The sequence below is a fragment of the Streptomyces alanosinicus genome (assembly GCF_014650595.1).
GTDB lineage: Bacteria > Actinomycetota > Actinomycetes > Streptomycetales > Streptomycetaceae > Streptomyces > Streptomyces alanosinicus.
The window spans coordinates 1-19990 of record NZ_BMVG01000002.1 but is presented as its reverse complement, the minus strand read 5'-3'; the positions used below and the strand labels follow the sequence as shown (position 1 = coordinate 19990).

Here is a 19990-nt window from a genome sequence, read left to right as displayed (position 1 = left end):
GGCCGTGGGAACCGGGCCGCACTCTCGGATCAGGTCAGCTCAGGCCCGCGATGGTGGTGCGGACCTTGCTGATGATCTCGTCGGGCATCGGCGCGTAGCTGATGCCGCTCAGGATCTTCTGGCCGTCCTCGGAGGCGATGTAGTTGAGGAAGGACTTGACGGTGGGCAGGGTGTCGGCCTTGTTGCCCTTGTCGCAGACGATCTCGTAGGTCACCAGGGTGATCGGGTAGGCGCCGTCAGCCTTGGTGTTGTAGTTCAGCTGGAGGGACAGGTCCTTGCCGACGCCGACGACCTTGGCGTCCGCGATGGCCTTGGTGGCGCTGTCGGTGCTGGGGGCGACCGGCTGGGCGGCACCGGTGCTGATGCTCGCGGCCTTGACGCCGTCACCGACGTAGGACAGCTCGAAGTAGCCGATGGCGCCGTTGGTCTGCTTGACCTGCTGGGCCACACCGGAGGACTGGGCGGCGGACTGGCCACCGCTGGCCTGCCAGGTCTTGCCGCCCGAGTACTTCCAGTTGTCGGGGGTGGCGGCCTTCAGGTACTTGGTGAAGTTGTCCGTGGTGCCGGAGTCGTCCGAGCGGTGGAAGGCCTGGATCTTCAGGTCGGGAAGCTTCGCCTTCGGGTTCAGCTTCGCGATCGCCGGGTCGTTCCAGTTCTTGATCTTGCCGTCGAAGATCTTGGCAACGGTGGGGGCGTCCAGGACCAGGTTGTCCACGCCGTTCAGGTTGTAACCGAGGGCGATCGGGCCGCCGACCATCGGAAGGTCGATGCCCTGGCCGCCGGAGCAGACCTTCTTGGAGGCGGCGACCGCTTCGGGCTTCAGCGCGGAGTCGGAACCGGCCCACGGGATCTGGCCCTGGGTGAACGAGGTCACACCGGCACCGGAACCGCCGGCCTTGTAGTTGATCTGCACGCTACAGGCCTGGGAGAAGTTCTTCACCCAGGCGTCGATCGCGTTCTTCTGCGCGGAAGAGCCGTCCGACAGCAGCTGACCCTTGGCGCCGTCGCACTTGATCGAGGAAGCGTTGGCGGCACCGGACGGGTTGCCCGAGGCCTTGGAACCGCCACCGTTGTCGTCGGAGCCGCACGCCGTCAGGGCCAGGGCGCCGGAGACGGCGATCGCACCGAGGGAGAGGGCGCGCAGCCGGTTCTTGCGCTGAAGCTTCACTTTCGGGAGTTCCTTCCAGGAGCCGCCGCGAGGGGCGGCGTGCGAAGTATCAAGGTTTGTGAGCGCTCATATGGCCGAGCGCATATGTGGCCGCGCTCCGCACCGTGCACGGCCGAAATTAGGCAGAACAGGTGAAGCCGCCGATGGCCGGAAGTGAACGGCGGGTGAACCCCTGCCGTCGGCCCGGTAAGGTCACGGAATGCTTACGGGGAGGGCACATGGAGGTTCCGACGACAGGGTTACGCACACGCGTATTCGACGTTCGTCTACCTGTGTGCGAACTGTTGCGAACCGAGCGAACCAACGTGCCACTCCGCGCCATCTCACCCCCCGTAAGGCCAAGGAGGCCTGGGGAGAGGTGACAGACGACGATGGGCATGGAACGCCGAAGGTTCATCGCGGGCGGCACGGCCGCCCTGGCCGCAACCGCGCTGACCGGCTGCGGCTCGGGCAGGTCCACCACTTCGGCCGCCACGGGCTCATCGTCCCGCACGTCCCTCAAGACCACCAGCGCCAACGCCGCCGCGAACTGGGCGGGCCTCGCCCATGACCTGGACGGCACCCTGATCCGGCCCGGTGACACGAACTGGCAGACGGCCCACCGGCTGTACAACACCCGCTTCGACGGACTGAAGCCCGCCGCGGTGGCCTACGTGGCGCACGCCGACGACATCCGTACGACCCTCGCCTACGCCCAGGCCCACAGCATCCGGGTTTCCATACGCAATGGCGGCCACTCCTACGCGGGCTACTCCTCCGGTGACAACCGTCTGATCCTCGATGTCTCCCGGCTGAACCGCATACGGGTCAGCGGCGGGCAGGCGGTGGTCGGCGCCGGCTCCAAGCTGATCGACGTCTACCGAGGGCTCGCCGCGAAGGGCGTGACCATACCCGCCGGCTCCTGCCCCAGCGTCGGCGTCTCCGGGCTGGTGCTCGGCGGCGGCCACGGCGTCGCCTCCCGTGCCTACGGCCTGACCTGCGACAGCCTCACTCAGGCGACGCTGATCACGGCCGACGGCACCCAGGTGACCGCCGACGCGAAGAACAACTCCGACCTCTTCTGGGCGCTGCGCGGCGCGGGCAACGGCAACTTCGGCGTGGTCACCGAGCTGCAGTTCAGGACCCACCCGGCGCCACAGGCGGTGACGGCGTATCTGACCTGGCCGTGGGCGAAGGCCGCCGCGGTGCTCAAGGCCTGGCAGGAGTGGGGCCCGAGCCAGCCGGACGAGGTCTGGTCCTCGCTGCATCTGTCCTGCTCCCCGGGCGGCACCCCGTCGATCTCCCTGGCCTGCTTCTCCCTCGGCACCTACGGCGAGCTGCAGAACGCCGTGGACCGCCTGGCGCACGCCGCCGGCGCCAAGGCCTCCTCCGTCACCCTGCGTCGCCGGGGCTATGAGGAGGCGATGGAGGTCTACGCCGGCTGCTCCTCCTTCTCCACCGACGCCCAGTGCCATCTGCAGGGCTCCACCCCCGGCCGCTCCCCGCAGGGCCGCCTGGGCCGGGAGACCTATGCGGCCCGCTCGGACTTCTTCGACCGCTCGCTGTCGGCGGCCGGCATCCAGACCGTGCTGAAGCAGATCGCGTCCGTCCGCGGCGGCGCCGGCAGCATCGCGTTCACGGCCCTCGGCGGCGCGGTCAACCGTGTCTCCCCCACGGCGACCGCCTTCGTCCACCGCCGCTCGCGCATGCTGGCGCAGTACATAGCGTCCTGGGGCGCGGGGGCCTCCGGCGCCTCGGCCCAGTCCTGGCTGACCTCGGCGCACGACGCGATGAAGCCGTACGCCTCCGGCGCGGCGTACCAGAACTACTCCGACCCGACGCTGAAGGACTGGAAGAAGGCGTACTACGGGGACGCGGCGACCCGGCTCGCCAAGGTGAAGAAGCAGTACGACCCGCAGCGCTTCTTCTCCTACGCGCAGGGGCTGTGAGACCCGGGCAGGCTACGCCGCCAGGTCCCGCTCCTCCGACGTCGCCGGCGTGCGGGCGCCGGGGAGCAGCGCGCCCTCGGGCGCCCCGCCCGCCGATCGCGTCCGTACGAGCCACCCCGCCCCCGGCGCCTTCTCGACCGCTCTCATCAGCGGCGTGAGCAGCGCCATGGCCAGCGGGGACAGCAGCAGGGCGACCGCCGTACCGAGCGCGAAGCCGCCGACGACGTCCGTCGGATAGTGCACTCCCATATAGACCCGGCAGAACCCCTCCAGCAGCGCGAGGCCGATGCCCGCGACACCGAAGCGGCGGTTGGCGACGAAGAGGCCCACCCCGAGCGCCATGGTGACGGTCGCGTGGTCGCTGACGAAGGAGAAGTCGGTCTTGCCGGTGATGAGGACGTCCAGCCCCTGGTGGTCGACGAAGGGGCGGGGGCGCTCCACGAAGCCGCGGATCGGAATGTTGACCAGCACGGCGATGCCGGCCGCGAGGGGGGCCCACACCAGCGCGGCGACGGAGGACGCCGCGTCCTCGCCGCCCCGGCGCCGCACGGACCACCAGCACCACAGCACCAGCAGGACCAGGGCGAGCAGCAGGCCGTACTCACCCACGAACTCCATGGTCCGGTCGAACCAGTGCGGGGCGTGCTTGGCCAGGCCATTGATGTCGTAGAGCAGTTCGACGTCGGGGTTCGATCCGGATTCGGCGAGTACAGCCATGGTGCTGCGGCCCCTTCGTCGTCTGCCGGACGCACCTCGTGTGCGTACGTCAACAGGAACGCATGACCCCCATCAATACGTTCCACTCTCTACTGAATGATCACCCAGACGTTATCGAAGAGAGACTCATCATCGCAGCTCAGGGGGGTGGTTCACGCACGGTGCACACCCGCTCAAACCGCCGTGGGGAGTGCTTTCGCGCCATCCGCGGTGACACGGGTGGCACCGAAGTAGTCGGGGACGTCGATGGGGTCGAACCGGATGACGGCCCCGGTGCGCGGTGCGTCGATCATGTAGCCGCCGCCGACGTAGATACCCACGTGGTGGATGGCCCGCGAATCGCCGAGGTCGGTGGAGAAGAACACCAGGTCACCGGGGAGAAGCTGGTCCCGTGAGGGATGCGGGCCGGCGTTGTACTGGTCGTTGGCCACCCGCGGCAGAGTGATCCCGACCCTGGCGTACGCGGCCTGCGTCAACCCCGAACAGTCGAACCGCCCCCCCTGCTCGGCGGTCCCCTCCCCACCCCACAGATAGGGCGTCCCCAGCTTGCTCTGCGCGAACCCGATGGCACCGGCGGCCTGTTGGGTGGGGTCGACGCGGGTCTCCGGGGCGGCGAAGCTCTTCTCCAGAGTCGTGATCGTCCGCACGTAGTTCTGGGTCTCGCTGTAGGGAGGCACGCCTCCGTACTTGATCACCGAGTCCGCGCCCGCGTTGTAGGCGGCGAGCATGTTGTCCGAGATGTTCCCGGGCACGCTCTTGACATACTTCGCGAGTTCGCAGTCGTACGCCGCGGCCGATGGAATCGCGTCATTCGGGTCCCAGACGTTACGGACGCCGTCGCCATTGCCGTCGACTCCGTGCGTCGCCCAGGTGCCGGGGATGAACTGCGCGATCCCCTCCGCCTTCGCCGGGCTCACCGCGTTCGGGTTGAAACCGCTCTCCTGGTACAACTGGGCGGCCAGCAGCGCTGGGTTGAGGGCCGCGCACAGGTTGCCCCACCTCTGCACGAGCGTCTTGTACGCCGTCGGGACGGCCCCCTTGGCCAGTCCCACGCTCCCCGAGCCGACGCCGTTGACGAGGTTCCCGGCGACGACATAGACCCCGACGACGAGCAGCATGACGAAGCTCAGGCCGAGCCCGACCGCGACGCCACCCACCACCCACACTTTGCGCACGACCCAACCCTCCCCCATGCGGGGCGTGTTCAAGGCCACTTTGGCAGCACGTCTGTTCCCGAGGCCAACATTTCGGCCCATTCGTGACGCTCGTGCGGCCTACCGGCCCGGAACGTGGAAGCCCGTGCAGCCGAAGCTGTCGTAGTCGGTGGGGCTGTTCTTGACGTGGTAGAAGACCGCGGTCCAGTCACCGGGATCGTTCCTCACAGGGATCCCGGGCGCGGTGTGGCCCTCGACGTGGTGCTGGAAGTCGTCCGGGTACGTCAGCTCGATGAACCCCCCGCCGTCCTTCCAGTACTTGTTGATGTCGACGGGCTTGCTGGTGTAGCCGACGGACTTGTCCGGCCCCATCAAGTCGTACGGCCTGCCCGTGCTGTTGTCGATGTCGTGCGGCGGTCTGACCCCCACCGACACGTAGTACGGCGCGGGCCTCGTCCGCGAGTAGCTCACCTTCTGGAAGCGGAAGGAGATCTTCGCCTTCTCGCTGATGTACCCGGACTCGGGGTCCTCGACGGAGTTGACACTCGTCAGCAGCATGTCGGGCGGGTTCACGCCGCCTGTCACACCGCACTGGCCGATGCCGTGAGCGCGTTCGTCCGGCTTGGTCGACAGCCGCCAGGAGTCGTTCGAGACCCTGTTGTCCTCGATGTAGGCGGGCACCCTGTGCGCGGCGGTGCTCGCGGACGCGGAGGCGGGCGGTGCGGTGCTCCCGCCCTGTCCGCCATCCTGCAGCGCCCGCAGGGCCACGGCGGAGGCCACCCCGACGACCGCCGCGGCCGAGATGCCCACGACCCAGCGTGTACGCCCGGAACGCGCGCGCACGGGCACGGTGGGCGGCGCCGCCGGCGCGAGCGTCGGAACATGGGCCCGGGCCCCGACCGTTTGGACGTACCCGGGACCCGCCGTCGGCGGCTGGGCCGGTACCGGCGGAGCCAGGCCGGCCGCCACGGCGGCCGCGAGGTCCGAGGGCGGACGCTCGTGGCCGGCGACGAGCCGCGCATAGCCCGGATCCGCCGCCAGCGAGGAGGTCACCGAGCACCGGACGATGACCGCGTCGAGCGCGGGCCGCCCGGCGGGGCCCTTCGCGACACAGTCCTGGATCAGCGCGGTCAGGCCCGGCTCCACGCCGGCGACATCGATCTCCTCGTGCACGGCCCGGTACGAGACGGCGTGCGCCGCGCCGGACCCGAACGGGGGGCGTCCGGTGCCAGCGTAGGCCATGGTCGCGCCCAGCGCGAACACATCGGCGCTCGGGCCCACCTGATTGCGGACCAGCACTTCCGGCGCAGTGAACCCGGGCGTACCCGGGGTGAACCCGGTCTGTGTCAGGGCCGTGTCCTCGGCCGCGCGGGCGATACCGAAGTCGATGAGCAGCGGGCCCTGCGGGGAGAGGATGACGTTCTGCGGTTTCAGGTCCCGGTGGGTGACGCCCTGGGCGTGGACCGCGGCGAGGCCCTCGGCGAGGGCGGCGAACAGGGCGCGGCAGGTCTCCGCGGGCAGCGGGCCGTGTTCGGCGACGGCCTGGGCGAGGGTGGGCCCGGTGACGTACTCGGTGGCCAGCCAGTAGGGCGCGTGCTCCAACGAGGCGTCAATGAGGTTGGCCGTGAACGCGCTCCGCACCGCCCGGGCCGTCTCCACCTCGCGCCGGAACCGGGCGAGTGCCTCGGGATGGTCGGTGATCTCGTCCCGGATCACCTTGATGGCGACGAGCCGGCCGCCGGGCGAACGCCCCAGATAGACCTGTCCCATCCCACCCGCCCCCAGCCGGGCGAGCAGCGTGTACGTGCCTATGTACGGCGGGTCCGAAGGCTTGAGCGCATCCACGGACCCACCTTGCCACGAAGATCAGTTGAGGGTCCGGGACGGTCAGGGATCGCCGGCCGCGTCCTTGTACAGCTCGGCCGCCGCGCTGCCGAGCATCACGCTGTAGGACACGTCGTCGGTCGAGCCGCCCTCCTCGTGCCCGCCGAGGATGCCGACCACCTGGCCGTCGCCGTTGATCCAGGGGCTGCCGCTGGTGCCGCTGGTGAAGGCGGGGCAGTCGATGCGCTGCTGGGTGCTGCTGTGCGCGGTCGGCTTGTTGGTGCAGCTGATCGGCACCTCACGGGAGTCGGGGTAGCCGATGACGGTCACGGCGGTGGCACCGGTGGTCGTGCCGGGCGTGAACCGGTTGGCTCCGACGACGTCCTCGATCGGCTTGCCGCCCTGGTCGTCGACGGTGGCGAACGCCAGATCGCTGTCCTCGTCCTGGTCCTTGGACCACCCGTCGGGCAGATAGCGGTGCCCGAGCTTCCACTCCCCGTACGGCGCCTTCCCGTCCCGGTAGCCCGGCACGAACACCAGGTCGCTGTCGGGGTCGCTCACACAGTGCGCGGCGGTGGCGATGAGGTCGCCCCGGGGGCTGTGCACGACCGAGGCCGTGCAGAAGTGCCCCTCGGCGAGGTCGCCGGAGCGGTCCGCGCCGAACAGCGCGCCGACCCGGACCGTCTGCCGGTTCGGGACGACGTCGGCGGTGACCCCGAAGGGCCCCGGCCCGTCGTCGGCGGCCGCGACGGACGCCGACGTCAGGGCGAGCATCACCACCGCTGCGAGCAACGCGGGACGCGAGGTGACCGAGATGCGTGAGATGCGCTCCATCAGTCCTCACTCTGTCCCACGAAGGTGAGAATCCCGCTCCGACTTCACTGAGATTTTCCTGTGAAACCTCCCAGCGGCCGTCGAGCGTGCCGCCCAAGAGGAGCCACCTTCACGTTCCGAACAGGTACGATCACATTACGTCACTCATCTGTCAATCCGCTCGCAGGAATAGGTCAGAGGAGGGGTGGTCAGGGGAGGGGGCACAGGAATGGGTCAGGCGACGGGCTTCAGCGGCCAGGTCACCCCGGTCAGTTCCTCCGACAGGGTCCACAGCCGGCGGGCCGCCGCCGGGTCGCTGGCCGCCGCGCTGCGCCCGACCAGCGCGGGCGCGCCGCGCATCTCGCCGAGGCCGTCGGGGCCGACGTAGGACGCGCCGGGCAGGTCCTGGCTCGCGGCGTAGAGAGTGGGCAGGGCGCCGGCCTGGTCGCTCTGCGCGAAGACCTTGTTGCCGACCGACATGAAGGCCCTGGCCAGCGGGTTCGCATGGTGGCTCTGGAGGTTGGTGGCCGCGTAGCCGGGGTGGGCGGCGAGCGCCCGGACGGGGGATCCGGCCTCGGCCAGACGGCGCTGCAGCTCCAGGGTGAACAGGAGGTTGGCCAGCTTCGACTGGGCGTAGGCACGGGTCGGGGTGTAGCGGCCGCGCAGGTTGACGTCCTCGAAGTGGATCACTCCGTCGCCCCCGCGGTGGAGGCCGGAGGAGACGGTCACCACCCGGTCGGTGACATGCGGCAGCAGCAGGTTGGTCAGCGCGAAGTGCCCGAGGTGGTTCGTGCCGAACTGCATCTCGAAGCCCTGCCTGGTGCGCTGCTCCGGCAGCATCATCACGCCCGCGTTGTTGATCAGCAGGTCCAGCGGGCGGTCCCAGGCCGCCGCGAACTCCCGCACCGAGTCCAGGTCGGCCAGATCCAGGCGGCGCACCTCGGTGCTGCCGCCCGCCTTCGCCGCGGCGGCACCGCCCCGCGCGAGATCCCGTACGGCGAACACCACATGCGCTCCGGCCCGAGCCAGCGCCTGCGCCGTGACGAGGCCGAGGCCGCTGTTGGCACCGGTGATCACGGCCGTACGGCCGGAGAGGTCGGGCAGGTGGGTCGCGTTCCACTTCTTCGTCGTATCAGCCATACCCCGAATGTAGACATCGACAACAAAGCTGTCAATGACAACATCCCGTTACGATGGTGCACATGCCGCGCCTGCCCTCCTCCTCCGCGAATCGCCCCTACCACCACGGAGACCTGCGCGCCGCCCTGCTCAAGAGCGCCGAGCGCACCCTGCGGGAGAAGGGGGTCGGCGCGCTCTCGCTGCGCGAACTGGCCCGGGACATCGGCGTGAGCCACGCGGCGCCCGGCCGGCACTTCAAGGACAAGCAGGCCCTGATGGACGCCCTCGCCCTGGACGGGTACGAGCGCCTCAACCAGGCCCTGGCCGCCGCGGTCGAGCCCCCCGGCCAGTCCGTCGAGGAGCGGATGACGGCGCTCGCACGGGCCTACCTCGGCTTCGCCGTGGACAACCCCGAGCTGCTGGAGCTGATGTTCGCCCGCAAGCACGACCCCGACAGCTCCGCCCAGCTCGCCGGGGCCGTCGACGAGTCCCTGGGCTCCCTCACCCGGATGGTCGCGGACGCCCAGGAGCGGGGCGAGATCGTCGCGGGCGACCCCGAGCGGATCACGATGGTCGCCGCCGCGAGCCTGCACGGCCTCGCCGCCCTCATCGCCAGCTGCGCGCTGGACGCCGAGGACGCCATCGGCGGCCTGGACGAACACGTCCGGCTGCTGCTGCACGGCCTCAAGCCGCGCTGACACCCGCGCGGGCCTGCGCGGAAGCCCGTGCGGGAAGCCTGTGTGCCAGGTCAAGCGGCGCCCAGCACAGCTCCAGCACAGTGCCATCGACCGGTAAGCGGCCAACCTCCTTGAGTAACGCGGCAGTCAGGATTCCACAAGCCTCTTGTTGTCGCGTACTCAACAAGCGATGGTCGTCGCGGGCCGCCGCCCCCACCAGTCACCCCACCGGTGGAACCCCCACACCCGCAGGCCTCTGTCCACCACTCACAGGAGGCTGTACCTTGCGTACGACCACCCCCGACTCTCCCCGCATACGTGGTAGATGGCGCCGCATCAGCTCGGTCGCCATCGGCACCACCGCACTCGTCGCCGCCGGACTCGGCACCGCCGCCCACGCCGGCGCGGCCACCGCGGCCACGAGCCCCAAGGTGAGCACCAAGGCCGTCGCCGCCCAGGTCGCCAAGGCGCATGTGCGCTACGAGAAGGCGTGCGCCGCCACCCCGAAGAAGGGCTACGCCGCCTGCGACGCCCTCCGGGTCACCGGCGGCACCACCGCCTTCATGGAGAAGCAGGCCGCGCTCAAGGGCATCGCGCCCAAGACCGTCCGCCCGGACGCCGCCGCCGACTCCCCGACCGGCTACGGCCCCTCGGACATCCAGTCGGCCTACGGCCTGGCCGACGCCGCCGCCTCGAACGGCTCGGGCGAGACCGTCGCCATCGTCGACGCCTACGACGACCCGAACGCCGAGGCCGACCTCGCGACCTACCGGTCGCAGTACGGCCTGTCGGACTGCACCACCGACAACGGCTGCTTCAAGAAGGTCTCCCAGACCGGCTCCACCACCTCCCTGCCCGCCGCCGACAGCGGCTGGGCCGGCGAGGAGTCCCTCGACCTCGACATGGTCAGCGCGACCTGCCCGAACTGCAACATCCTGCTGGTCGAGGCGACGTCCGCGAGCGACGCCAACCTGGGCACCGCGGTGAACGAGGCCGTCAAGCTGGGCGCCAAGTTCGTCTCCAACAGCTACGGCGGCTCGGAGTCCTCCGCCGACACGTCGTACGACTCCAAGTACTACAACCACCCGGGCGTCGCCATCACCGCCAGCGCGGGCGACGAGGCCTACGGCGCCGAGTACCCGGCCGGCTCACGGTATGTGACCGCCGTCGGCGGCACCGCCCTGAAGACCTCCTCCAACAGCCGCGGCTGGACCGAGAGCGTCTGGAAGACCTCCAGCACCGAGGGCACCGGCTCCGGCTGCTCCGCCTACGACGCCAAGCCCGGCTGGCAGACCGACAGCGGCTGCTCCACGCGCATGATCGCCGACGTCTCGGCGGTCGCCGACCCGGCCACCGGCGTCTCCGTCTACGACTCCTACGGCTCCGACGGCACCGGCTGGAACACCTACGGCGGCACCAGCGCCTCCTCCCCCCTCATCGCCTCGGTCTACGCCCTCGCCGGCACCCCGGGCAGCAGCGACTACCCGGCCCGGTACCCCTACAACGCGGCCGGCACCTCCGCCCTGAACGACGTCACCAGCGGCAACAACGGCACCTGCTCGACGTCGTACTTCTGCACCGCCAGGTCCGGCTACGACGGCCCGACCGGCTGGGGCACCCCGGAGGGCACCAGCGCCTTCGGCGCGAGCTGACCCCACGGCACATACGGAACGACCACCCCGTCGGGTCACGGGGAGCCGCCTGACGGAGGGGGACGTGGGGTCCCCTCGGCGGCACGGAAAGGAAAGCGGGTCACGGCAGCCGGCCGCGGCCCGTTTTCCCTGTCCGGCTCCGAGCACGCACGCCGGGGCCCTTGGCCATTTCGCGTACCCCGCCCATGAGAACATCGTCTCGACTCGTCACCCGATCGGCCGTCAGAAACCGGGCCAGGCCGCGAAGGAGGACAACGACAGAACCACATGACGGGTTCCGGTCGGACCTCGTTGCCCGGCGTGACCTGCCGTGATACACAGAGTCACCGTGCGGGCTATTCGTACGAAACCCGCCAGTCAATGACGTCAAGTCGACATACGTTGGCGGCGTTGTCGGCGACAATGAGGCCTGACCTCTGCACACCGCAGGGGGCAAAACGGAACTACCCACCAGGGGCGGTGACTTACATGCTCTTTGCGGCCGACAAGGGAGACATCAACACCATCATCGGCGGGATCGCTCCGGACTGGGGCCCCTTCGGCAGCCTGGGCAACGAGGCCAAGGTGATGATCGAGGTGGTCATGGCCGTAGCCATCCTCCTGTGCCTCGGCATCGCGGTCTGGGGCGCGGCCAAGCAACGCATCGGCGCCACGGCCCTGCGCGACACCTTCAGCGCGGAACAGGGCAAGGGCCTCATCATCGCCGGCCTGACCGGAGTCTTCATCATCGGCTCCCTCGGCACCCTGTTCACCATCGTGTACGGCATGGCGGTCTAGCCCCCGCGCCCTTCCCCGGCTGAGGTTGCGTCTCCCTGATGCTGATGTCGAGTCACCACACCGCGCCCACGCGGGAACCAGCACGGCTACCGTCGTATGCCTACGAGGGTGAGGGAGCGCGCACGGTATGAACCCCGGAGACGAACCGTCCTACCCCGACTACGGCGACACGGGCCACACCCGCACCCGCCTCCCCGAGGGCGACCCCTACGGCGGCGCACCCCGCCGCACGCCCCGCCGCTCCTCCCCGCGCAGCCTGGTCACCGTGGTCGGCGTGGTGGTCCTCCTCATCGCCGCCATCGCTTTCGCCAACCGAACCGACCACTCCTCCACGAACGGGTCCACCACCAAGGGCTCCGAATCCCAGACATCCCCAACAGCCCCCACAGGCACCCACCCCGTACAAACCAAAACCGGCACCATCCCCTCAGGCTTCGCCCATACGGAGCAGGGGGCACAGAGCGCGGCGGCGAATTACGCGGTGGCGTTGGGGTCGGCCGAGATGTTCGACATCACGACGCGCCACGAGATCATCGACACGGTCTACGCCCGGGATGTCGCGACCACTCGGCAAACGGCGATGGACAGCGCGTACTCCAACGCGAAGTTCCTCTCCAACATCGGCCTGGCCAAGGACGGAACAGCACCGAAGGGGCAGACATTCGTCTCCCGAGCGATTCCCGTCGGCACCAAGGCCACCGCTTACGGAACGGACACCGCCACGGTCGAGGTCTGGTACACCTCGCTCTTCGGCCTGTCGGGCAACGCCTCGACGAACCCGGTGACCGAAAGCTGGTTCACTACGACGTACCAGCTGACCTGGGTCGACAACGACTGGAAGATCACCGACTTCCAGCAGAAGGACGGGCCCGTTCCCGTGGGCCGCGACCAGACGGCTTCCACTTCCGAGGACATGACGAAGGCTGTCGAGGAGTACGGAGGGTTCACGTATGCCCGCTAACCACCGCCGCCTCAAGATCGCGACAGTCCTCGGTACTGCGCAAATGGTCACAGTGCTGTTCGCCACCCGAGCCTTCGCCGCCCCCTCCCCCACGCCGTCGAAGAGCAACGACCCCTGTGCGCTGATCCGTGATGCCGCGAAGGAATTCTGCGAGGAGGACCACGGGTCCAAGGGCTCGTCCGGCTCCACCACCCCTCCCCTCAACGACACCCTCGACCCCCTGACCTCCCTGGCCAAAGGCTGCGCGGACGCCGCCTCCTGGACCATCGGGAAGCTCAGTAAAGCTGTGAAGGAGACTGCCAATGTCGACTTCACGAATCAGAAGTTCCTGCAGCAGTACGCCATCGTCTTCGCCGCGTCCACGATCCTCACGCTCCTGCTGTGGCTCCTCGCCGTGGCCAAGCGCGCCGTCCGCGGCGTACCCCTCACGACCGCCATCTCGGAAGCCATCGGCTTCCTGTGGCTCACCGTGCTCGCCTCCGCCTTCACCCCGCTGATCCTCTACACCGTCGTATCGGCCACCGACGGCGTGAGCGACGTCCTCGCCAAGGCCACCGGCGACCAGGCCGACACCTTCTTCGGCACCTTCTCCGGCGCCCTCGGCAAAGGCACCGACATCGGCGGCGGCCCGATCATGCTGATCGTCGTCTCCCTGGTCAGCATCCTCGCCGCCGGCGTCCTCTGGCTGGAGCTCGTCATCCGCGCCGCGCTCCTCTACGTCGGCGCCCTCCTCGGCACCGTCGTCTACGCCGGCCTCGTCGACAAGAACCTGTGGGGACACGTCCGGCGCTGGGCGGGGGTCATGATCGCCGTCATTCTCGTCAAACCGGTGATCGTGATCGTGCTCGGCCTCGCCGGCGCCCTGTCCACCGGCAACGGCCCCGACTCCTTCTCCGCCGTCGTCTCCGGCCTCGCCATCATCCTGCTCGCCATCTTCGCCAGTGCGATGATCTACCGCTTCGTCCCCGGCTTCGGCGACGAGATCGCGAACGGCCGCAACAACCGCATCATGCAGGGCGCCGAGAGCAAGGCCGCCGCCGTCATCAGCTCCCCCGCCACCCTCGTCGCCCAGGGCATCAAGACCCACAGCTCCCGCGCCGACAACAACAACGGCGGAGCAGGACAGAGCAGCAGCGCACCCCGCCCCGCCAACCCCGCCACCGGCGGCGTCGCCGCCCACAGCAGCCGTACCCCCGCCTCAGGCGGCACAGCCGCCCCCTCCGCCACACCCGCGCCCCGCGCACCCAGCCCCGCCAACACCCCGCACGCCAGCAACGCCCGCAACAACCGCACGGGAGGTGAAGGGCGTTGACGACCGAGTCCCATCTCTCCCATCCGGTCACGCCCCGCCGTACGTATCTCATCGGCCGCGCCCGGCCGAACGCGATCGTCGGCCGCAACCGCGAGTCCGGAGAGATCGCGCTGATCATCGCCGGCGCGTTCCTCGGCATGATGTGCGGCCTCCTCGTGCCGGTCCTCTCCGCACGGATCGTGCTGCTCACCGGCTTCCCGCTGATCGCGCTCGCCGCGGTCTACGTGCCGTACAAGCGCCGCACCTTCTACAAGTGGTTCGAGATCAACCGCAGCTACAAGCGGACCATCAAGGGCAGCAACGCCGCCTACCGGTCCAGCGTCATGGAGGCCGGCACCCGGCTCGACGGCCGGGAGGTCGAGGTCGGCCCGCCCCCCGGCATCGGCCGCATCAACTGGCTCGCCGCGCCCTTCGGGCCCGACGAGATCGCCGTACTGCTGCACGCCGACCGCAAGACCGTCACCGCCGCCATCGAGATCGAGGGCCCCGGCGTCGGCCTGCGCGACTCCGAGGACCAGGAGGCCCTGGTCGACCGGTTCGGCACCCTGCTCAAGCATGTCGCCAACGGCGACGGCTTCGTGACCCGGCTGCAGATGCTCGCCCGCACCCTGCCCGCCGACCCCGACGCCCACGCCAAGGACGTCGCCCTGCGCGGCGACGACCGCTCCCTCGGCTGGCTCCAGCAGTCCTACGACCAGCTCCAGTCCATGGTGTCCACCAGCAGCGAGCAGCACCGCGCCTACCTCGTCGCCTGTATGCCCTACAACCGCGAACTGGCCGCCGAGGCGAACGCCATGGCCCGAGCCGTCCGCACCCAGGGCGGCAAGGTCGACCGCGACTCCGGGCTCGCCATCGTCATGGCCCGCGAGCTGACCGACATCTGCTCGCGGCTCCAGGAAGCCGACATCCGGGTACGCCAGCCGCTCGGCCAGGGACGGCTGGCCTCCCTCATCCACTCCATGTACGACCCCGACCACCCCATCGACCACATCCAGGCGATGACCAAGCGCAACGCCTGGCCGGCCGAGCTGGACGCCATGGAGCCCACCTACCTCCAGGCCAAGACCCGCGAGTCCTACACCCGCGCCCCCTGGTGCCACGCCACCGCCTGGGTGAAGGAATGGCCGATGACCCCCGTCGGCGTCAACTTCCTCGCACCGCTGCTCGTCCACACCCCGGACGTCATCCGCACGGTCGCCGTCGCGATGGACCTCGAACCCACCGAGGTGGCCATCGAACGCATGCTGACCGAGAAGACCAACGACGAGGCCGACGCCTCCCGCGCCGCCAAGATGAACCGCACGGTGGACCCGCGGGACATCGCCGCGCACAACCGCCTCGACCAGCGCGGCGAGGACCTCGCCAGCGGCGCCGCGGGCGTCAATCTCGTCGGCTACATCACCGTCTCCTCCCGCACCCCGGAGGCCCTCGCCCGCGACAAGCGCACGATAAGGGCCTCCGCCGGCAAGTCGTACCTCAAGCTGGAGTGGTGCGACCGAGAGCACCACCGCGCCTTCGTGAACACACTTCCCTTCGCCACCGGCATCCGACGGTAGGGGCTGATTTCACCGATGCGGGATCCGCTGTCCGTCCTCACCGAAGCCTTCACCTCCTTCCTGTTCGGGAAGGTCGAGACGACCCGGCTGCCGGTCCGCACCTCCACGGGCCAGGCCCAGGCGGTCTATCTGCCCACCGCCGCACCCGGCCTCGGCGACTCCGGCGTCATCATCGGCCGCGAGGTGTACTCCGGAAAGGGCTATATCTACGACCCCTTCCAGCTGTACGGCCAGCAGCTCCCGGCCCCGCACTGGCTGGTCCTCGGCGAGTCCGGCAACGGCAAGTCGGCGCTGGAGAAGACGTACGTCCTGCGCCAGCTGCGCTTCAAGGACCGCCAGGTCGTCGTCCTGGACGCCCAGGGCGAGGACGGCGTCGGCGAATGGAACCTCATCGCGCAGGAGCTGGGGATAACACCCATCCGGCTGGACCCCACGGCCGCCCTGGACCACGGCATCCGGCTGAACCCGCTGGACCCGGCCATCACCACCACGGGCCAGCTCGCCCTGCTGCGGACCATCATCGAGGTCGCGATGGGCCACGGCCTCGACGAACGCGCCGGCTTCGCCCTGAAGGTCGCCCACTCCTACGTCAACGAGTCCATCCTCGACCGCCAGCCGGTCCTCACCGACATCGTCGAGCAGCTACGGCACCCCGAGCCGGAGTCCGCCGAGACCATGAACGTCGCCATAGACGACGTACGGGCCTGGGGCCTGGACGTCGCCCTGGTGCTGGACCGCCTGGTCGACGGTGACCTGCGCGGCATGTTCGACGGCCCGACCACGGTCGGCATCGACCTCGACGCCCCCCTGATCGTCTTCGACCTGTCCCACATCGACCGCAACTCCATCGCCATGCCCATCCTCATGGCGATCGTCGGAGTGTGGCTGGAGCACACCTGGATCCGCCCCGACCGGAAGAAGCGCATCTTCCTGGTCGAGGAGGCCTGGCACATCATCAACAGCCCGTTCGTGGCCCAGCTGTTCCAGCGCCTGCTCAAGTTCGGCCGCCGGCTCGGCCTGTCCTTCGTCGCGGTCGTCCACCACCTCTCCGACGTCGTCGACGGAGCCGCCGCCAGGGAAGCGGCGGCGATCCTGAAGATGGCCTCCACCCGCACCATCTACGCCCAGAAGGCGGACGAGGCACGGGCCACCGGCCGCGTGCTGGGTTTGCCGAGGTGGGCGGTGGAAATCATCCCGACGCTGACGCCCGGCATCGCCGTCTGGGACGTCAACGGCAATGTCCAGGTGGTCAAACACCTGGTCACCGAGACGGAACGCCCACTGGTCTTCACCGACCGCGCGATGACCGAGTCCTCCAGCGACCTCATGGCCGACGACGCCCTGCGCGCCGCCGAGCTGGAGGCCGAGCAGCGGGCGGCGGCCTTCGTGGAACAGCATCTGGGCGACTCCGAATCGACGGTCGCGTAGGGGCACAGGCACAGGGGAGGAACGGGTGAGACCGGACGCTCGCGAACGCCGCGAGGACCGCCGGGCGGGCCAGGGCGGCATCCCCGACGGCCTCCTGATCGGCGTGCTCGCGTTCATCATCGGCATGACCGTGCTGGTGTGGACGGCCACGGGCCTCGCGGCCCTCTTCGCCAAGGGCACCTGGCCCGCGACCGTCAGCTTCACTCATACCCCCCTGGCCATGCGCCATCTGATCGGCCGGCCGCATGACATCGCCGGCGCCTGGCGGGACACCCCCGCCTCCCAGCTCTCCGGCTGGGGGCTGTTCTGGGGCCTGTTCATAGGCCAGCTGATGGTTCTGTTCGTGCTCACCATGTTCGTGATCGGAACGGTGGCGCGCTGGCGAGCGGGAAGAGCCCGACGAGCGGCAACCGCCAAGGCCGCCGCGCGGCCGACGGCACCCGTCGAGGCTGTCATCCCGCCACAGGCACCCGTCGAGGCCGCCGCCGCGCCGATGGCACACGCCGGTCCGCGCTACGAGGTGCCGCTGCCGCGCACCGAGCAGGTGCCCGGGCCCACGGTGCCCCACCAGGCGTCGCCCGCCGTACCGCACCAGGACCCGCCGACGGTGCCCCACCAGGGGTCACCGGCGGCGCCCGCACAGGAGACGGCACCGCTCGGCGACCCCGTCGCGCACGCCGCGGCCGGCGGTGAACGGGCGGGCGGCCGCGAGAAGGTCCTCATCGCCCCCCGGGAGAGCCGCCACATGGCCGCGGCCCAGGCCATCCAGGACGCCTCGGGCCCGGCCCTCGTCGTCACCTCGAACCCGGCCCTGTGGGCGGAGACCAAGGACGCCAAGGCCAAACTGGGCCCCACCCTCCTCTACGACCCCACCCACCTCTGTGACACCCCCGCCCGCCTCCACTGGTCCCCCACGACGGGCTGCGAGGACAAACAGACGGCCCTCCAGAGAGCCACCGCCCTCCTCGCCCCCGTCCGGCCCACCGCCAAGATCGACCAAGCGGTGGCGGACACCGCGACCACGCTCCTGCGGAGCTACCTGCACGCCGCCGCCCTGGACAACCGCACCATCCGCCATGTCCACCGCTGGTCCCAGGGCACCCAGGTCCAGGACGCCGTACGCACCCTGCGTACCCACCCCAAGGCCGCCCCCGGCGCCGCCGGCGAACTGGAGGCCGCGCTCACCGCGCATCCCGAACGCCGGGACATCGCACAGGAGCTGACCAGCCGGGCGCTGTCCGCTCTGTCCACGGTCAACATCCGCGAAGCCTGCACGCCCAACCGAACTGATGCGCTCGCCCTGGATTCCTTCGTCGACGAAGGGGGCACGCTTTATGTGGTCGGTGAATCCATCGAGGACCCCAAGAGCAGTCCCGGCGCGATGCCGCTGCTGACGGCTCTCGTCTCAAGCGTGGTCGAGCGCGGCCGGCGCATGGCCGAACGGTCATCCTCCGGTCGGCTCGACCCACCACTTGCCCTGATCCTGGACGACGTCGCGGCCGTGGCGCCGCTCCCCCAGCTACCGGACCTCCTCGCCGGCGGCGCCGGCCAGGGCCTGCCGACCCTCGCCCTGCTCCGCTCCCGCGAGCAGGCCCGCTCCCGCTGGCCCCACCGGGAACTGCCGGTCTAGGACGGCCACTCCAGAACGAACTCCAGTTCGTTCTGCGCCTCGTCCTTGAAGAACGGTACGACCACGCCGCTCGGCATGAACCCGGCCTTCCGGTAGGCGCCCCGGGCCCGCTCGTTGTCCTCGTGCACCAGCAGCCGTACCCGCTGTGCACCCCGTTCCCGCGCCCAGACCACCCCGACGTCGAACAGGGCCTTGATCAGCCCGTTCCCCCGGTGTTCGGGCCGGACGTACACTCCGACGACATGCCCCTGCCGGCACTCGACGGCATAGCCCGCCCAGTCCTTGGTGCCCGCCTCCTCGATGAGGACGGTGACCGAGGCGACCCAGCTCCCGTCGGACGTCTCGGCGATGAACTGCCGCGCCGCCATGGATCCCTCACCCGACCCGACGGCTCTGTCCTGCCAGAACGCGTCGGCCTTGGCCAGGGCGTCCTCATAGCTCTCCAGGAAGGCGAGAGGTGCGGCCGGATCCCGCAACGCCTCCAGCCGCAGCTGCTTCACTCGGGTCCAGTCGTCCGGGCGTATGGCGCGAATGACGTAGTCACCACTGATGTGGTCACCACTGGTCGGGGAGCTCATGGGCTCACCGTAGTGCGGACCGTTCCCAGTGGCATCCCATATTGTGGACGCCATGACAACACTGCCACAACGGCCGAACAGCGCCCTGCTCGTCATCGACGTACAGAACGGCGTCGTGGCGCCTGACGCACCGCACCGCGAAGCGGTCATCGCCAACATCAACACCCTGGTCGGCAGGGCCCGCACGGCCGACGTGCCGGTGGTGTGGATCCAGCACCAGGACGAGGAACTGACCGCAGGCACCGAGAGCTGGGAGTTCGTCCCGGACCTCAAGCGACTCGACACCGAGCCGCTCATCGCCAAGAGTTACCGCGATTCCTTCGACGACACCGACCTTGAGTCCGTCCTCGCCGAGCGCGGGGTGGGCCGGCTCGTCGTCACGGGCGCCCAGAGCGACTTCTGCGTCCGCTCGACCCTGCACGGCGCCCTGGCACGCGGCTACGACGCGACGCTGGTGGCCGACGCCCACACCACGGTCGACCTCACCGCGTACGGCGCCCCCGCCCCGGAGCAGGTGATCACTTCCACGAACCTCTACTGGAGCAGCCAGCACGCACCCGGCCGGCAGGGCGGCACGCTGAACACGACGGAGGTCACCTTCTGACATACAGAAGGGTCCAAAGCGCAGAAGGGCTCAAACGCAGAAAGGCCCACGCCATACGGCGTGGGCCTTTCCTAAAATTTGTTCGGCGGCGT

Annotated in this window: 17 protein-coding genes; 10 read left to right on the top strand and 7 right to left on the bottom strand. The window is 69.7% G+C overall.

What is annotated here, in order from left to right; genetic code table 11:
• Positions 1-34: 34 nt before the first annotated feature.
• Positions 35-1168: a phosphate ABC transporter substrate-binding protein PstS gene (pstS, locus tag IE277_RS06245; protein WP_189949300.1), complete on the bottom strand. Its 1134-nt coding sequence runs from the start codon at positions 1166-1168 to the stop codon at positions 35-37.
• 377 nt (positions 1169-1545) lie between these two features.
• On the opposite strand from pstS, the gene IE277_RS06240 reads away from it, so the two are divergent.
• A complete protein-coding gene (locus IE277_RS06240) occupies positions 1546-3096 on the top strand; it encodes an FAD-binding oxidoreductase (RefSeq protein WP_189949298.1) in 1551 nt (516 codons plus the stop codon).
• A 12-nt stretch (positions 3097-3108) separates the two neighbouring features.
• Here the strand turns inward: IE277_RS06240 and IE277_RS06235 are convergent, their stop codons facing one another.
• The 5 genes from IE277_RS06235 to IE277_RS06215 all read right to left on the bottom strand — a co-directional run bounded on the left by IE277_RS06235 (position 3109) and on the right by IE277_RS06215 (position 8744).
• Complete coding sequence (locus IE277_RS06235) at positions 3109-3813, bottom strand: phosphatase PAP2 family protein (protein WP_189949296.1); 705 nt, start codon at positions 3811-3813, stop codon at positions 3109-3111.
• A gap of 173 nt (positions 3814-3986) precedes the next feature.
• The gene (locus IE277_RS06230; protein ID WP_308433358.1) at positions 3987-4988 is read right to left on the bottom strand and encodes a C40 family peptidase; all 1002 of its coding nucleotides are present in this window, start codon (positions 4986-4988) and stop codon (positions 3987-3989) included.
• Positions 4989-5087: 99 nt separating this feature from the next.
• Positions 5088-6812: a serine/threonine protein kinase gene (locus tag IE277_RS06225; protein ID WP_189949292.1), complete on the bottom strand. Its 1725-nt coding sequence runs from the start codon at positions 6810-6812 to the stop codon at positions 5088-5090.
• A 42-nt stretch (positions 6813-6854) separates the two neighbouring features.
• Complete coding sequence (locus IE277_RS06220) at positions 6855-7625, bottom strand: trypsin-like peptidase domain-containing protein (RefSeq protein WP_189949291.1); 771 nt, start codon at positions 7623-7625, stop codon at positions 6855-6857.
• Positions 7626-7838: 213 nt separating this feature from the next.
• Positions 7839-8744, bottom strand: a complete 906-nt coding sequence (locus IE277_RS06215) for an oxidoreductase (RefSeq protein WP_189949288.1) — start codon at positions 8742-8744, stop codon at positions 7839-7841.
• Positions 8745-8806: 62 nt separating this feature from the next.
• Between IE277_RS06215 and IE277_RS06210 the strand changes: the two genes are divergently transcribed.
• The 8 genes from IE277_RS06210 (at position 8807) to IE277_RS06175 (ending at position 18716) form a co-directional block, all read left to right on the top strand.
• Complete coding sequence (locus tag IE277_RS06210; RefSeq protein ID WP_189949286.1) at positions 8807-9421, top strand: TetR/AcrR family transcriptional regulator; 615 nt, start codon at positions 8807-8809, stop codon at positions 9419-9421.
• Between the two features lie 263 nt (positions 9422-9684).
• A complete protein-coding gene (locus tag IE277_RS06205; RefSeq protein WP_189949284.1) occupies positions 9685-11052 on the top strand; it encodes a S53 family peptidase in 1368 nt (455 codons plus the stop codon).
• A gap of 468 nt (positions 11053-11520) precedes the next feature.
• Complete coding sequence (locus IE277_RS06200) at positions 11521-11829, top strand: DUF8827 family protein (protein WP_014673544.1); 309 nt, start codon at positions 11521-11523, stop codon at positions 11827-11829.
• Positions 11830-11956: 127 nt separating this feature from the next.
• The gene (locus tag IE277_RS06195; protein WP_189949283.1) at positions 11957-12790 is read left to right on the top strand and encodes a DUF8175 domain-containg protein; all 834 of its coding nucleotides are present in this window, start codon (positions 11957-11959) and stop codon (positions 12788-12790) included.
• Positions 12780-14102 carry a hypothetical protein gene (locus IE277_RS06190; protein WP_189949281.1) on the top strand — a complete coding sequence of 441 codons (1323 nt, stop codon included), beginning with the start codon at positions 12780-12782 and terminating at the stop codon, positions 14100-14102. Before IE277_RS06195 ends, IE277_RS06190 begins: the two co-directional genes overlap by 11 nt.
• Positions 14099-15658 (top strand): SCO6880 family protein, encoded by a 1560-nt coding sequence (locus tag IE277_RS06185; RefSeq protein ID WP_189949279.1) that lies wholly within the window; start codon positions 14099-14101, stop codon positions 15656-15658. The genes IE277_RS06190 and IE277_RS06185 overlap by 4 nt, the downstream gene beginning before the upstream one ends.
• Positions 15659-15673: 15 nt before the next feature.
• A complete protein-coding gene (locus tag IE277_RS06180; RefSeq protein WP_189949276.1) occupies positions 15674-17086 on the top strand; it encodes an ATP-binding protein in 1413 nt (470 codons plus the stop codon).
• A 25-nt stretch (positions 17087-17111) separates the two neighbouring features.
• A complete protein-coding gene (locus tag IE277_RS06175) occupies positions 17112-18716 on the top strand; it encodes a type IV secretory system conjugative DNA transfer family protein (RefSeq protein WP_189949274.1) in 1605 nt (534 codons plus the stop codon).
• On the opposite strand, the gene IE277_RS06170 is transcribed toward IE277_RS06175, so the two are convergent.
• A complete protein-coding gene (locus IE277_RS06170; RefSeq protein WP_189949272.1) occupies positions 18713-19294 on the bottom strand; it encodes a GNAT family N-acetyltransferase in 582 nt (193 codons plus the stop codon). The two genes, IE277_RS06175 and IE277_RS06170, sit on opposite strands and share 4 nt — an antisense overlap.
• A 52-nt stretch (positions 19295-19346) precedes the next feature.
• Between IE277_RS06170 and IE277_RS06165 the strand changes: the two genes are divergently transcribed.
• Positions 19347-19898: a cysteine hydrolase family protein gene (locus IE277_RS06165; protein WP_189949270.1), complete on the top strand. Its 552-nt coding sequence runs from the start codon at positions 19347-19349 to the stop codon at positions 19896-19898.
• The last annotated feature ends 92 nt before the right edge of the window (positions 19899-19990 follow it).